The organism is Streptococcus sp. 9.1(2021) (assembly GCF_030466425.1).
Lineage (GTDB): Bacteria > Bacillota > Bacilli > Lactobacillales > Streptococcaceae > Streptococcus > Streptococcus wuxiensis.
In genome coordinates, this window is the sequence record NZ_JAGQFU010000001.1 from 189,300 (window position 1) to 202,926 (window position 13,627).

The following is a 13,627-nucleotide window of genomic DNA, read 5'->3' on the forward strand; positions in this document are numbered from 1 at the left end:
TTTTTTTCTATCTCCTTGATAGATAAAATATATAACCTCCCACTTTTAAAGTATGATAAACTAGAAGGTAGATGAAGTCTGATATGCTCGTAGCAAATATTTTTAATTAGAGCATAAGTATGATAGAATGAATCATTATCTTGAGAGGATGTTTCTATGAATGTTACAACGATTTTAGCATCTGATTGGTATCAAAATTTGATGCAATATATCCCAGATGGCAAACTGTTTAGTTGGCGTTCTGTTTTTGATGGGATTCCAAGAATTCTACAGCAATTACCTACAACATTGATGTTAACGGTATTTGGTGCCTTTTTTGGTATCATACTAGCCCTAATCTTTGCTATTGTGAAAATCAACCGAGTTCGGTTTATATACCCAGTACAAGCCTTTTTTGTTAGTTTCCTAAAAGGTACTCCAATTCTAGTTCAACTGATGTTGACCTATTACGGAATTCCATTGGCTCTGAAAGCATTGAATCAACAATGGGGAACTTCTCTAAACATTAATGCAATTCCAGCAGCAACGTTCGCGATTGTGGCATTTGCTTTTAACGAGGCAGCCTATGCTAGTGAAACCATTCGTGCAGCCAGCCTTTCAGTCAATCCTGGGGAGATTGAGGCGGCTCGAAGTCTTGGTATGACACGTGGACAAGTTTATCGTCGAGTCATTATTCCAAATGCGGCGGTTGTAGCAACACCAACCTTGATTAACTCCTTGATTGGCTTGACTAAGGGAACTTCCCTAGCCTTTAGTGCAGGTGTTGTAGAAGTCTTTGCTCAAGCTCAGATTTTGGGTGGTGCAGACTATCGCTACTTTGAACGTTTTATCTCAGTTGCCCTTGTATACTGGGTGGTAAATATCGCTATTGAAAATCTTGGCCGTTTCATTGAAAGAAAAATGGCTATTACAGCACCAGATAATGTTGAGACAGATGTGAAAGGAGAGCTTCGCTAATGATTAAAATTTCAAATTTAAGCAAATCCTTTTCAGGTCAAACCGTTTTGGATCATCTGAATTTAGATATTCAAAAAGGAGAAGTTGTTGCCTTAATTGGTTCTTCAGGAGCTGGGAAATCAACTTTTCTTCGTAGCCTAAATTATTTAGAAACTCCTGATAGTGGAAGTATTCAGATTGATGATTTCAAAGTTGATTTTTCTCAAATTACGCAAGAAGAAATTCTAACTCTTCGTCGTAAACTATCGATGGTTTTCCAACAGTTTAATTTATTTGAGCGTAGAACAGCGTTAGACAATGTTAAAGAAGGCTTGGTGGTAGTTAAAAAACTATCGGATGAAGAAGCGACTGAAATTGCTAAGGAAGAGCTAGCTAAGGTTGGGCTTTCTGATCGTGAACAGCATTATCCGCGTCACTTGTCAGGGGGGCAAAAACAACGGGTAGCTATAGCGCGTGCCCTAGCCATGAAACCAGACGTCTTACTCTTGGATGAACCAACTTCAGCACTGGACCCAGAATTGGTTGGTGAGGTAGAAAGATCGATTGCCAATGCTGCAAAATCAGGTCAAACCATGGTTTTGGTTAGTCATGATATGTCATTTGTTGCTCAAGTGGCTGATAAGGTTTTATTCTTGGATAAAGGAAAGATTATTGAATCTGGAACACCGGATGAGATTATCAACCATCCTAAAGAAGAACGAACAAAAGAGTTCTTTGCTAGTTACAAACGGACCTATATTTGATATAATAGAAGATAAGAAAAACTCAGTTGGCTAAGCTAACTGGGTTTGCTCTTTAAAAATAATAGAAATGAGAGAGAGCATGCTAGTTCAGCTATTTGCTTTGTATTTAGAGAGTTTGGTTTTGACGATTTTACTAGTCTTGGTTGTCTTAGGGATTTGGATTGGTTTAAGAGCTCTATCAGGTGTGGATAAAACTGCCAAGGAGCGTCAGGCTCACCTCTATGATATGATTATGATTGGAGTTCTAACAATTCCAGTATTGTCTTTTGCAACCATGAGCATCTTGTTGGTTCTCAAGGCGTAATAGTTGTCAAATAGGATTTTATCCGTTAGAATAATAATAGTTACAACAAGAAAGAAGGAAATAGAATGTACGATACGATTATTATCGGTGCAGGTCCTGCTGGGATGACTGCAGCCTTGTATGCGGCTCGCAGTAACCTAAAAGTTGCTTTGATTGAAGGTGGCCTTCCTGGTGGTCAGATGAACAATACTTCTGACATTGAAAACTACCCAGGTTATGCTAACATTAGTGGACCTGAGTTAGCAGAAAAGATGTTTGAACCTCTTGAAAATTTAGGGGTTGAGCATCTCTATGGCTTTGTGGAAAATATTGAGGACCACGGTGATATTAAGAAAGTAATCACAGATGGTGAAGAATTTGAAACTCGCACAGTTATCGTAGCGACTGGTTCAAAACATCGCCTCTTAGGAGTTCCAGGAGAAGAAGAACTGAATAGTCGTGGAGTTTCCTACTGTGCGGTTTGTGATGGAGCCTTTTTCCGTGACCAAGATTTGTTGGTTGTAGGTGGTGGTGACTCAGCGGTTGAGGAAGCAATCTTCTTAACACAGTTCGCCAAATCTGTAACCATCGTTCACCGTCGTGATGAACTTCGTGCTCAAAAAGTCTTGCAAGACCGCGCCTTTGCCAATGATAAAATCAACTTCATTTGGGATTCTGTTGTCAAAGAAATCAAGGGTGAAAACCGTGTGGAGTCAATTGTCATTGAAAATGTTAAAACAAATCAAGTGACTGAACATGCCTTTGGTGGAGTGTTTATCTATGTAGGTTTGGATCCTGTTAGCGAATTTACAAAGGATTTACAAATACAAGATGAGTCAGGTTGGATTGTGACAGATACCCATATGAAAACTGCAGTGGATGGTATCTTTGCAGTTGGAGATGTACGTCAGAAAGACCTCCGTCAAATTACAACAGCAGTTGGAGATGGAGCTATTGCAGGCCAAGAAGCCTATAAATATATTACTGAACATAGTTAAAAAGGCGGTGGGACAGAAATCGATAGACAAAGTCTCGATTTCGTAGTCCCAGCCCCGCGAGGATGATTAGGAGCTTTTTGGAGTCTAAAAGACGAACAAAAAGTTCAATCAGCTACCGCGTCAAAGTTTGATTGCTAATAAAAAGTGAGGTCGGGATCTTTTGTCCCAACCTCACTTTTTTATAATCGATTACGGAAGACTTCGTACATAAGAATAGCAGCAGCAACGCTTGCATTGAGACTCTGTACATGTCCATTCATTGGAATAGTGATCATCTCGTCCACTTGCTTTTTGATGTTGCTAGAGATACCCTTGCCTTCATTTCCGATAATGAGGGCGACCTTTCCACTGGTGTTCCATTTATGGCAAGGAGTTCCATTCATATCAGTACCAAAGGTCCAAAAGCCCTCTTCTTTAAGTTTATCCAAAGTTTGGCTGAGATTGGTTACGCGAGCAATGGGGACGTGCTCGATAGCACCTGTTGCTGTTTTTGCAACTACGGGAGTCACCCCAACAGCTCGATGTTTTGGAATAATGACGCCTGAAACATTGGTTGCATCGGCTGTTCTTAGGATAGAACCTAAGTTATGAGGGTCGGTTAGTCCATCGAGGATCAATACTAGTGGGTTTTCTTCTTGACGAGTCTGAGCAAGAATCTGCTCAAGTTCAGTATAGGCAAATTCAGAAACACGTAAAACGAAGCCTTGGTGGACAGCTCCTTCAGTCATCTCGGAAAGTGATTTTTTTGAAGTCCAAGAGATGGATACTTTCTTTTCAGTCGCCAGTTCCTTAACTTTTTCTACATTCTTACCTCGTAAATCATCCTGGAGATAGAGTTTGTTTCCAGTATTTGCTAACAGTGCTTCGGTAACGGCGTGAACGCCATAGACAATATCATTTGTTTTCATGGCTCTATTATAACATAAAACCCCGTCTTTCAACGGGATTTTCTTTATTCCAGAATGAGTAAACCTTCTTTGACTGCGAAAGGATCCTTTTCATTGATACGGTCATAAAACATAACACCATTTAAGTGGTCGATTTCATGTTGTACAACGATGGAGTTGTAGCCTTTTAGCTTGATGCGATGCTTTTCGCCATCTTTGTCAAAGTAGTCGACAGTTACTCGAGCATGGCGGATAACATAACCTGGGACAGTACGATCGACTGATAGGCAACCTTCTCCCTCTCCTAGAGCAGCGTCTTGGACTGAGTGTGAGACAATCTTAGGATTGTACATAACAGCTTGTAAGTCATAGGCTTCTTGAGGTGTTTCACCTTCCTCGGTGATATTAGGAACTAAAACAGCAATGATGCGTTTTGAGATATCTAATTGTGGTGCAGCAAGTCCGACTCCTCCACGTAGACCTAACTTTTCAGCCATAACTGGGTCTTGTGAATGTTTCAAAAATTGCATCATTTTCTCACCAAGGATGATATCTTGATCGCTCAATGGGAAAGTGACTTCCTCGGCAACTGCACGTAGGGTTGGATTGCCCTCGCGGATAATATCTTTCATGTCAATTAAATGTGAAGCTTTTGTAATACGTTCTATAGCAGACATCTTCTCTCCTTCCTTCCATTACAATTCCATGATAACACAAAATAGTTGAGAAAGAAAGTCACAGAAGTTGCTAATAAAGGGAAATAGCTATTTGTCTGTGGTATAATAAGGTAAGGAGAATTGCATCAAAAAGCAAGGAGAAAAGATATGGAAAAACGTAGTAGAAGAAAAAAGCAATCAGGATTACCAGTTGTCAGAGAGTCTATCCAATTTTTCAAAAACTATCGACAGTGGAGTAATAAAACCTTTGTTGTTGTGTTGTTGATTGTTGTTGCGATTTCGATGGCTTTGACTTTATTAGCTCAAGGAATTAAGGGAGTTCCATTGTGGAATAGGAATGCACCTGCAGTGAGTCAGAATTCAGACTCTAAAGTTAAGAATTCCGTAACGGAAGAAGAAACGAGAGTGCGCATCATGGCAAACGGTGACCTCCTCTATCATATTCCGATTTATCGAACTGCCCTAAAGGAAGATGGGACTTATGATTTTCATGAAAACTTTGAGTATGTAAAACCTTGGCTCAAACAAGCAGACCTAGTTATTGGTGATTTTGAAGGAACCGTAAATAAAGACCACTATCTTGCAGGTTATCCTTTGTTTAATGCACCTGGAGAAGTCATGGATGCTATAAAGGATGCTGGTTACCAAGTGTTAGACTTGGCTCATAATCATATCTTAGATTCTCAGATCGAGGGAGTTTTTTCAACTGCTGATGCTATCGAAAAAGCTGGAATGACTCCAATCGGAGTTTACACCCACGAACCAAGAGATAAGGCGCCTATCGTCATCAAGGAAGTCAAGGGCATAAAAGTTGCTCTTCTAGCTTATTCTTATGGCTTTAACGGTATTGAAGAATACATTTCTAAAGAAGACTACGACAATCATCTTTCTGACCTCAATGAAGAGAAAATGAAGGCAGAAATTGAACGAGCTGAAAAAGAAGCAGATATAACGGTTGTTATGCCTCAGATGGGAATTGAGTATCAATTGGAACCAACTGAAGAGCAAAAGGAACTCTACCATAAAATGATCGATTGGGGGGCTGATATTATCTTCGGTGGACACCCTCACGTTGTTGAACCAGCTGAGACAGTTGAAAAAGACGGGGATAAGAAACTCATCATCTATTCTATGGGGAATTTCCTATCAAATCAGCGTATTGAAACCATGCAGGATGAGGAAAATGCCAAATGGACAGAACGTGGCGTTCTCATGGATGTGACCATTAAGAAAAAAGCAGGAAAGACTACAATAGAGACTGCTAAAGCTCATCCTAGCTGGGTTAATAGGACACCAAAAGGAACTTATTCTCCAGAAGGTTATCCACTCTATCTATACCAGACCTATATCTTAGATGATTTCATTGAGGGTGGGAAATATCGTAGCCAGTTAGATGATGAAACCAAAGAACGGATAGACACAGCTTATACGGAAATGAATGAGCATGTAGGTTTGAAATGGTAGCAATGGAGAGCGAGAAGAAACAGATGGACATTAGAGTAATTGCGACGGATATGGATGGAACCTTGTTGGACCCCAAGGGACAACTGGATCTACCTCGTCTAGAAAAAATTTTGGACAAGCTGGACCAATGTGATATTCGTTTTGTCATTGCAACGGGAAATGAAGTTCATCGTATGCGACAATTACTGGGACATTTAGCAGACAGAGTAGTTCTCGTAGTTGCTAACGGTGCTCGGATATTCGAGAACAATGAATTGATTCAAGCACAAACTTGGGATGATGCCATTGTTGATAGGGCTTTAGCTCATTTTAAAGGTAGAGAATGTCAGGATCAGTTTGTCGTAACTGCGATGAATGGTGGTTTTGTAAAGGAAGGCACTGTTTTTACAGAACTAGATAAATTTATGACTCCAGAGATGATTGAGCAGCTCTATCAACGAATGAACTTTGTTGATGAATTTGACCCTAATCTCTTCGGTGGTGTTCTCAAGATGAGTATGGTTGTTGGTGAAGAGCGATTGGATTCGGTTTTACAAGAAATTAATGACCTATTTGATGGGCATGTGCGAGCTGTTTCCAGCGGTTATGGCTGTATTGATATCTTACAAGATGGGATTCATAAAGCGTGGGGGCTAGTAGAATTGCTCAAACGTTGGAACTTAAAACCTGAACAAATTATAGCCTTTGGTGATAGTGAAAATGACATTGAAATGTTAGAGTTAGCAGGAATTTCATACGCTATGGAAAATGCAGAAGAGGCTGTTAAGAGAGTTGCGACAAAAGTAGCTCCAGCCAACAGTCAGGCAGGTGTTTACAAAGTTTTAGAGAACTGGCTAGAAAGAGGAGAATAACTTGGCAGTACAGCTATTAGAAAACTGGCTCTTAAAAGAGCAAGAGAAAATCCAAACCAAGTATCGTGAACTCAATCAAATTTCGGTAATTGAACCAGATATCATCTTTATTGGAGATTCTATTGTGGAGTATTATCCCTTGCAAGAATTATTAGGGACAACAAAGACCATCGTGAATCGAGGTATTAGAGGCTATCAGACCGGACTTTTACTTGATAACCTTGATGCCCACCTCTATGGTGATGCAGTGGATCAAATTGTGCTTTTGATTGGGACCAATGACATTGGAAAAGCTGTTCCAATGAGTCAAGCATTAACAAATCTTGAAAGTGTGATTCAAAGTATTTCTCGTGACTATCCGCTGTCACAGATTAAGCTAGTTTCTATTCTGCCAGTTCATCAAGGGGAAGAATACAAACAGACAGTTTATATTCGTACAAATGAGAAAATCAAGGCCTGGAACCAAGCCTATCAAGATCTAGCTTCTGCCTACATGCAGGTAGAATATGTATCTGTCTTTGAAGAGCTACTCGATCAGGAAGGGCAACTCAAATCAGACTATACAACAGATGGGCTTCACCTCAGCGTTTCTGGCTATCAGGCCCTAACGAAAGCTTTGAAAACTAGTCTTTCCTAGACATCTACTTGTATTTTTGCTTTTTTAACCTAGATAAGGTATAATATCTTTATAGTCTTTGGGGTCGTTACGGATTCGACAGGCATTATGAGGCATATTTTGCGACTCGTGTGGCGACGTAAACGCTCAGTTAAATATAACTGCAAAAAATAACACTTCTTACGCTCTAGCTGCCTAAAAACCAGCAGGCGTGACCCGATTCGGATTGCTCGTGTCTGATGACAGGTCTTAATTTTAGCGAGATACGATCAAACTTTGTCTAGCAGTTTGATAAGAGATTGATAGACTCGCAGTTCCTAGGCTTGAGTTATGTGTCGAGGAGCTGTTAAAACAATACATAACCTATGGTTGTAGACAAATATGTTAGCAGGTGTTTGGACGTGGGTTCGACTCCCACCGGCTCCATTAATAATTTACATTGTTTTGTAAATCTTTCTAAAACGTTGTTTTTACAACGTTTTTTGTTTTATTCTTTAGTATTCCTTGGTATTCTTTTATACAAAAAGGATACAATTTTCAGTTGTATCCTAAATATTAAATCAAGTCCTGAATTTTCTTAAGTTTTTATCATATTTTCTGTTATAATTAAGGTGCCTTAAGAAAAATAATGAAAAAACTAAATGTTTTTCATATAGTTTTCATTTTTTGTGTTATAATTAAGGTGCCTTAAGAAAAATATTAAGGTGCCTTAAGAAAAATATTAAGGTGCCTTAAGAAAAATAATGAAAAAACTAAATGTTTTTCATATAGTTTTTATTGTTTTAATAGTTTAAAGTCAATCTTATTTTTCTCTAATAGAAAATAATGAAAAAGTAGGTTTAGAAAGAGGTAAGTATCTATGTCTTCTCATAAAAAAGTGTCACTCTCTGAGATTAATCAATCTATCGATACTCCAAATAACAATCATTTCTGGCAAAATTTAAAGGCCTTTTTAGGTCCGGGTGCTCTTGTCGCAGTTGGTTATATGGATCCAGGAAACTGGATTACCAGTGTAGTCGGTGGTGCTTCCTATAAGTATAGTCTCTTGTTTGTTATCTTGATTTCATCTCTCATTGCCATGCAACTTCAGCAGATGGCAGGAAAGCTTGGTATTGTAACCCAGATGGACCTGGCTCAAGCAACGGCTCATCATTCACCTAAATGGCTTCGTTATAGTTTATGGGTGATTTTAGAATTGGCTCTGATGGCTACAGACCTGGCAGAAGTACTAGGCTCAGCCATTGCCCTTAATCTTCTCTTTAAGATTCCGATTATGATAGCCATTCTCTTGACAGTTTTGGATGTCTTTCTCTTACTGCTCTTGATGAAATTTGGCTTTAAGAAGATTGAAGCTATCGTTACAACACTCATTTTAACCATTCTAGCAATCTTTACCTATCTTGTAGCTTTGTCACATCCAAGCTTCCAAGGAATCGTTGAGGGTTATCTACCGAATGCAACCTTATTTGAAAGTCCTTTGCCAGGACATGAAAGTCAATTAACCTTAGCACTAGGAATCGTGGGAGCAACTGTTATGCCCCATAATCTTTATTTGCATTCATCCTTGTCACAGACACGAAAAATCAATCACAAGGACAAAAATGATGTTCGAAAAGCCGTGCGCTTTATGACATGGGATTCTAATCTCCAGTTATCCTTGGCCTTTGTCGTTAACTCCCTACTTTTGATCTTAGGGGCGGCCCTCTTCTTCGGACATGCATCTGAAATTTCTGCTTTTTCTCAAATGTATAATGCCTTGCAGGATTCAACCATTGCGGGAGCCATAGCTAGCTCAACCTTGTCAACTTTATTTGCCTTGGCCCTATTAGCCAGTGGTCAAAATTCGACGATTACGGGTACCTTGACTGGACAAATCGTAATGGAAGGCTTCTTGCATATGAGATTGCCACAATGGTTTATTCGTTTGGCGACACGTCTCTTTGCCTTGCTACCTGTTATGATAGTAGCGGTTTTGTTTGGTCATCAGGAAAAAACCTTGGATCAGTTATTGGTCTATTCACAGGTCTTTCTTTCTATCGCTCTTCCATTTTCAATCTTCCCTTTGATTTATCTCACTTCGAAACAATCAGTGATGGGAGAATTTACCAATGCCAAGTGGAATACTATCCTAGGTTATATTGTTTCCATTATCTTGACCATCCTCAATGTGAAATTGTTGTTTGATATCTTCTAAGAAATTCACCCTAGTTTTAGAACCAACATATAAAAAAGATACCCAAGATTTCTTGGGTATCTTTTTTTGATTGTATACGGAAGACATGGGATTCGAACCCACGCACGCTGTTACACGCCTACCGCGTTTCCAACACGGCCTCTTAAGCCTCTTGAGTAATCTTCCAATAGTTACTAACCTAGTCTACCACAAAGCCTACTTTCTTGCAAATTTATTTAAAACTGAAGAAAGTTTGACAGAAAATGAAAGAAAATGATAAAAAATGATTGACTTTAATTCTTTTTGTGATAGAATGATTAATGTAATCGTTAACAGGAGGTGAGTAGATGCTAAAAACCGAGAGGAAAAAGTTAATTTTAGAAGAACTAAGAAAACACAAAGTCGTTTCTCTAGAGAAATTAGTAGGCTTGCTAGATACTTCAGAATCCACAGTTAGACGTGATTTAGATGAATTGGAGTCTGAAAATAAACTTCGTCGAGTGCATGGAGGAGCAGAGTTGCCTCACTCCTTGCAAGAAGAAGAAACCATTCAAGAAAAATCTGTCAAAAACCTTCAAGAGAAAAAGTTGATTGCGCAAAAAGCAGCTTCCCTCATCAAAGAAAAAGATGTTATCTTTGTGGATGCAGGAAGTACGACAGCCTTTCTCATTTCGGAATTGGAGCGAAAAGACATTACAGTGGTAACCAATTCCATTCACCATGCGGTTCAATTAGTGGATAAGCAAATCCCAACAGTCATTATCGGTGGTGGAGTCAAGATGACAACTGATGCCAGTATCGGAGGAGTAGCTCTCAATCAGATTAACCAACTGCACTTTGATCGTGCCTTTATCGGGATGAATGGTGTGGATGAAGGTTATTATACAACTCCGGATATGGAGGAGGGCGCCGTCAAGCGTGCTATCTTAGAAAATGCTAAACAGACATATGTCTTGGCAGATTCATCCAAGATTGGTCAGTCTTGTTTTGCTAAGGTAGCTCCTATAAAACGTGCTATTGTCATTACATGCAAGGGTCATGATCTCTTGCCAGCTATCAAAGAGAAAACGGAGGTAATAGAAGTATGATTTATACAGTCACACTCAATCCATCTATAGACTACATTGTCCGTTTGGACAAAGTGGAAGTTGGTAGTGTCAATCGTATGGATAGTGATGATAAGTTTGCTGGTGGTAAAGGTATCAATGTTAGCCGTGTCTTGAAGCGTTTGGATATTCCAAATACATCGACAGGCTTCATCGGAGGTTTTACTGGAAAATTTATCACAGATACTTTGGCTGAAGAGCAAATTGAGACACGCTTTGTTCAAGTGGCAGAAGATACGCGTATCAATGTCAAAATCAAAGCAGACCAAGAAACTGAAATCAATGGGACAGGTCCTAATGTTGAGCCCGAACAACTTGAAGAGTTAAAAGCCATTCTTTCAAGTCTGACAGCAGAAGATACAGTTGTCTTTGCGGGATCAAGTGCTAAAAACTTAGGCAATGTCATCTATAAGGATTTGATTGCCTTGACGCGTCAGACAGGCGCTCAAGTAGTCTGTGACTTTGAAGGTCAGACCTTGATCGATAGTTTAGATTATCAACCACTTTTGGTCAAACCAAATAATCATGAACTGGGAGCTATCTTTGGAGTCAAGCTTGAAAGCCTTGATGAAATAGAGAAATACGCTCGAGAATTGCTAGCTAAAGGTGCTCAAAACGTGATTATCTCTATGGCTGGTGATGGTGCCCTTCTGGTAACATCAGATGGAGCATACTTTGCTAAACCGATTAAGGGAATCGTGAAAAACTCAGTGGGTGCTGGTGACTCGATGGTTGCTGGATTTACTGGTGAGTTTGTCAAATCAAAAGACGCAGTAGAAGCCTTCAAATGGGGAGTGGCTTGTGGAACAGCAACTACATTTTCAGATGATTTAGCAACTGCAACATTTATTAAAGAAACTTATGAAAAAGTTGAGGTAGAAAAAAGATGAAAATTCAAGATTTATTAAGAAAAGATGTCATGTTGTTAGATTTGCAAGCAACTGAAAAAACAGCAGCTATCGAAGAAATGATTCATAGCCTAGTAGAGCATGGATATGTGACAGATTTTGAAACCTTTAAAGAAGGAATTTTAGCGCGTGAAGCTTTGACTTCTACAGGCTTGGGCGACGGTATCGCTATGCCACACAGCAAAAATGCTGCTGTAAAGGAAGCTACAGTTCTCTTTGCTAAGTCGAACAAGGGTGTTGACTACGAAAGTTTAGACGGACAACCAACTGACCTCTTCTTTATGATTGCTGCTCCAGAAGGTGCCAATGATACTCACTTGGCTGCCTTGGCAGAATTGTCACAATATTTGATGAAAGACGGATTTGCTGATAAACTTCGTCAAGTAACATCAGCTGATCAAGTCATTGAACTCTTTGACCAAGCTTCAGAAAAAGCTCAAGAACCAGTTCAAGCTCCTGCAGATGAATCTGGTGACTTTATCGTAGCAGTTACAGCTTGTACAACAGGGATCGCCCACACATACATGGCCCAAGAAGCTCTTCAAAAAGTGGCTGCGGAAATGGGTGTTGGTATCAAGGTTGAAACCAACGGTGCAAGTGGTGTTGGCAACAAATTAACAGCAGAAGATATCCGCAATGCCAAAGCTGTTATCATCGCTGCAGATAAGGCAGTTGAGATGGACCGTTTTGATGGCAAACCATTGGTGAACCGTCCAGTTGCAGATGGTATTCGTAAGACAGAAGAGTTAATCAACTTGGCTCTTTCTGGTAATGCTGAAGTATATCGTGCTGCTAATGGAGCGCAAGCTGCAACAGCCTCTAATGAAAAACAAAGTCTAGGTGGTGCATTCTACAAGCACTTGATGAGTGGTGTATCACAAATGTTGCCATTCGTTATCGGTGGTGGTATCATGATTGCCCTTGCTTTCTTGATTGACGGTGCTTTGGGTGTGCCTAATGAGAGCCTTGGAAATCTTGGTTCTTACCATGAACTCGCTTCTATGTTCATGAAAATCGGTGGTTCTGCCTTTGGTTTGATGTTGCCAGTATTTGCAGGATATGTTGCCTACTCAATCGCTGAAAAACCAGGTTTGGTAGCCGGTTTCGTAGCTGGTGCTATCGCTAAAGAAGGTTATGCCTTTGGTAAAATTCCTTACGCTCAGGGTGGTGAAGCAACTTCAGCTCTTGCAGGAGTATCATCAGGTTTCCTTGGAGCCCTCGTAGGTGGATTTATCGCAGGTGCCTTGGTGCTCTTGGTTAAGAAATACGTGAAGGTTCCTCGCTCACTTGAAGGTGCTAAATCAATCCTTCTCTTGCCACTTTTTGGAACAATCTTGACAGGTTTTGTCATGTTAGCTGTTAATATCCCAATGGCCGCAATCAATACTGGTATGAACAACTTCCTTGGTGGTCTTGAAGGTGGATCAGCTGTCCTTCTTGGAGTCGTTCTTGGAGGAATGATGGCTGTCGACATGGGTGGACCTGTCAATAAAGCAGCCTACGTCTTTGGTACTGGTACTCTTGCTGCAACAGTGGCAACAGGTGGTTCAGTAGCCATGGCAGCAGTTATGGCTGGAGGAATGGTTCCACCACTTGCAATCTTTGTGGCAACACTTCTCTTCAAGAATAAATTTACCAAAGAAGAACGTAACTCTGGTTTGACGAACATCGTTATGGGCTTGTCATTCATCACTGAAGGAGCGATTCCATTTGGTGCGGCAGACCCAGCTCGTGCTATCCCAAGCTTCATCCTTGGTTCAGCGGTAGCAGGTGGACTCGTTGGTCTTGCAAATATCAAACTCATGGCTCCTCACGGAGGAATCTTCGTTATCGCCCTTACTTCAAATGCTCTTCTTTACCTTGTCTTTGTCTTGGTAGGAGCAATTGTCAGTGGTGTAGTTTACGGATACCTTCGTAAACCATTAGAAAAATAACCACAAACAAATTCAAATGACTGAACACGA

13 protein-coding genes, 1 tRNA gene and 1 other RNA gene are annotated in these 13,627 nt (G+C 40.1%); 12 read left to right on the plus strand and 3 right to left on the minus strand.

Annotation, left to right across the window (positions count from 1 at the left end; translation table 11 throughout):
• The first annotated feature begins 156 nt into the window (after positions 1-156).
• The 4 genes from KBU52_RS00950 (at position 157) to trxB (ending at position 2,981) form a co-directional block, all read left to right on the plus strand.
• Complete coding sequence (locus KBU52_RS00950) at positions 157-957, plus strand: amino acid ABC transporter permease (protein WP_254724018.1); 801 nt, start codon at positions 157-159, stop codon at positions 955-957.
• On the plus strand, positions 957-1,700 hold the full coding sequence (locus KBU52_RS00955) for an amino acid ABC transporter ATP-binding protein (protein WP_004253930.1): 744 nt from the start codon (positions 957-959) through the stop codon (positions 1,698-1,700). The genes KBU52_RS00950 and KBU52_RS00955 overlap by 1 nt, the downstream gene beginning before the upstream one ends.
• Positions 1,701-1,779: 79 nt before the next feature.
• A complete protein-coding gene (locus KBU52_RS00960; protein ID WP_006152536.1) occupies positions 1,780-2,004 on the plus strand; it encodes a DUF4059 family protein in 225 nt (74 codons plus the stop codon).
• A gap of 65 nt (positions 2,005-2,069) precedes the next feature.
• Positions 2,070-2,981, plus strand: a complete 912-nt coding sequence (gene trxB, locus KBU52_RS00965) for a thioredoxin-disulfide reductase (RefSeq protein WP_254724019.1) — start codon at positions 2,070-2,072, stop codon at positions 2,979-2,981.
• Positions 2,982-3,160: 179 nt separating this feature from the next.
• On the opposite strand, the gene rlmB is transcribed toward trxB, so the two are convergent.
• A complete protein-coding gene (rlmB, locus tag KBU52_RS00970; RefSeq protein WP_247913009.1) occupies positions 3,161-3,889 on the minus strand; it encodes a 23S rRNA (guanosine(2251)-2'-O)-methyltransferase RlmB in 729 nt (242 codons plus the stop codon).
• Positions 3,890-3,933: 44 nt separating this feature from the next.
• Positions 3,934-4,545: a peptide deformylase gene (def, locus tag KBU52_RS00975; RefSeq protein WP_254724020.1), complete on the minus strand. Its 612-nt coding sequence runs from the start codon at positions 4,543-4,545 to the stop codon at positions 3,934-3,936.
• Between the two features lie 147 nt (positions 4,546-4,692).
• On the opposite strand from def, the gene KBU52_RS00980 reads away from it, so the two are divergent.
• From KBU52_RS00980 to KBU52_RS01000, 5 genes are all read left to right on the plus strand, one after another.
• A complete protein-coding gene (locus KBU52_RS00980; RefSeq protein ID WP_254724021.1) occupies positions 4,693-6,009 on the plus strand; it encodes a CapA family protein in 1,317 nt (438 codons plus the stop codon).
• Between the two features lie 23 nt (positions 6,010-6,032).
• Positions 6,033-6,860, plus strand: coding sequence for an HAD family hydrolase (locus KBU52_RS00985; RefSeq protein ID WP_254724022.1), 828 nt, complete (start codon positions 6,033-6,035; stop codon positions 6,858-6,860).
• Position 6,861: 1 nt separating this feature from the next.
• Positions 6,862-7,497 (plus strand): SGNH/GDSL hydrolase family protein, encoded by a 636-nt coding sequence (locus tag KBU52_RS00990; RefSeq protein ID WP_254724023.1) that lies wholly within the window; start codon positions 6,862-6,864, stop codon positions 7,495-7,497.
• A gap of 60 nt (positions 7,498-7,557) precedes the next feature.
• Positions 7,558-7,905: a transfer-messenger RNA gene (ssrA, locus tag KBU52_RS00995) on the plus strand.
• A 430-nt stretch (positions 7,906-8,335) separates the two neighbouring features.
• Entirely contained in the window at positions 8,336-9,670 is a 1,335-nt protein-coding gene (locus KBU52_RS01000; RefSeq protein ID WP_254724024.1) for an Nramp family divalent metal transporter, read from the plus strand.
• A gap of 77 nt (positions 9,671-9,747) precedes the next feature.
• Here the strand turns inward: KBU52_RS01000 and KBU52_RS01005 are convergent.
• Positions 9,748-9,835, minus strand: a tRNA-Ser gene (locus tag KBU52_RS01005).
• 161 nt (positions 9,836-9,996) lie between these two features.
• Between KBU52_RS01005 and KBU52_RS01010 the strand changes: the two genes are divergently transcribed.
• The 3 genes from KBU52_RS01010 to KBU52_RS01020 are packed head-to-tail and all read left to right on the plus strand — an operon-like array spanning position 9,997 to position 13,597.
• On the plus strand, positions 9,997-10,737 hold the full coding sequence (locus tag KBU52_RS01010; RefSeq protein WP_254724025.1) for a DeoR/GlpR family DNA-binding transcription regulator: 741 nt from the start codon (positions 9,997-9,999) through the stop codon (positions 10,735-10,737).
• The gene (gene pfkB, locus KBU52_RS01015) at positions 10,734-11,645 is read left to right on the plus strand and encodes a 1-phosphofructokinase (RefSeq protein WP_254724026.1); all 912 of its coding nucleotides are present in this window, start codon (positions 10,734-10,736) and stop codon (positions 11,643-11,645) included. The genes KBU52_RS01010 and pfkB overlap by 4 nt, the downstream gene beginning before the upstream one ends.
• Entirely contained in the window at positions 11,642-13,597 is a 1,956-nt protein-coding gene (locus KBU52_RS01020) for a fructose-specific PTS transporter subunit EIIC (protein ID WP_254724027.1), read from the plus strand. The genes pfkB and KBU52_RS01020 overlap by 4 nt, the downstream gene beginning before the upstream one ends.
• The last annotated feature ends 30 nt before the right edge of the window (positions 13,598-13,627 follow it).

What these genes read in the sequence shown, in the direction of transcription:
- KBU52_RS00950 (WP_254724018.1), top strand. Translation starts at nt 157, where the DNA reads ATGAATGTTACAACGATTTTAGCATCTGATTGGTATCAAAATTTGATG.
- KBU52_RS00955 (WP_004253930.1), top strand. Translation starts at nt 957, where the DNA reads ATGATTAAAATTTCAAATTTAAGCAAATCCTTTTCAGGTCAAACCGTT.
- KBU52_RS00960 (WP_006152536.1), top strand. Translation starts at nt 1,780, where the DNA reads ATGCTAGTTCAGCTATTTGCTTTGTATTTAGAGAGTTTGGTTTTGACG.
- trxB (WP_254724019.1), top strand. Translation starts at nt 2,070, where the DNA reads ATGTACGATACGATTATTATCGGTGCAGGTCCTGCTGGGATGACTGCA.
- rlmB (WP_247913009.1), bottom strand. Translation starts at nt 3,889, where the DNA reads ATGAAAACAAATGATATTGTCTATGGCGTTCACGCCGTTACCGAAGCA.
- def (WP_254724020.1), bottom strand. Translation starts at nt 4,545, where the DNA reads ATGTCTGCTATAGAACGTATTACAAAAGCTTCACATTTAATTGACATG.
- KBU52_RS00980 (WP_254724021.1), top strand. Translation starts at nt 4,693, where the DNA reads ATGGAAAAACGTAGTAGAAGAAAAAAGCAATCAGGATTACCAGTTGTC.
- KBU52_RS00985 (WP_254724022.1), top strand. Translation starts at nt 6,033, where the DNA reads ATGGACATTAGAGTAATTGCGACGGATATGGATGGAACCTTGTTGGAC.
- KBU52_RS01000 (WP_254724024.1), top strand. Translation starts at nt 8,336, where the DNA reads ATGTCTTCTCATAAAAAAGTGTCACTCTCTGAGATTAATCAATCTATC.
- KBU52_RS01010 (WP_254724025.1), top strand. Translation starts at nt 9,997, where the DNA reads ATGCTAAAAACCGAGAGGAAAAAGTTAATTTTAGAAGAACTAAGAAAA.
- pfkB (WP_254724026.1), top strand. Translation starts at nt 10,734, where the DNA reads ATGATTTATACAGTCACACTCAATCCATCTATAGACTACATTGTCCGT.
- KBU52_RS01020 (WP_254724027.1), top strand. Translation starts at nt 11,642, where the DNA reads ATGAAAATTCAAGATTTATTAAGAAAAGATGTCATGTTGTTAGATTTG.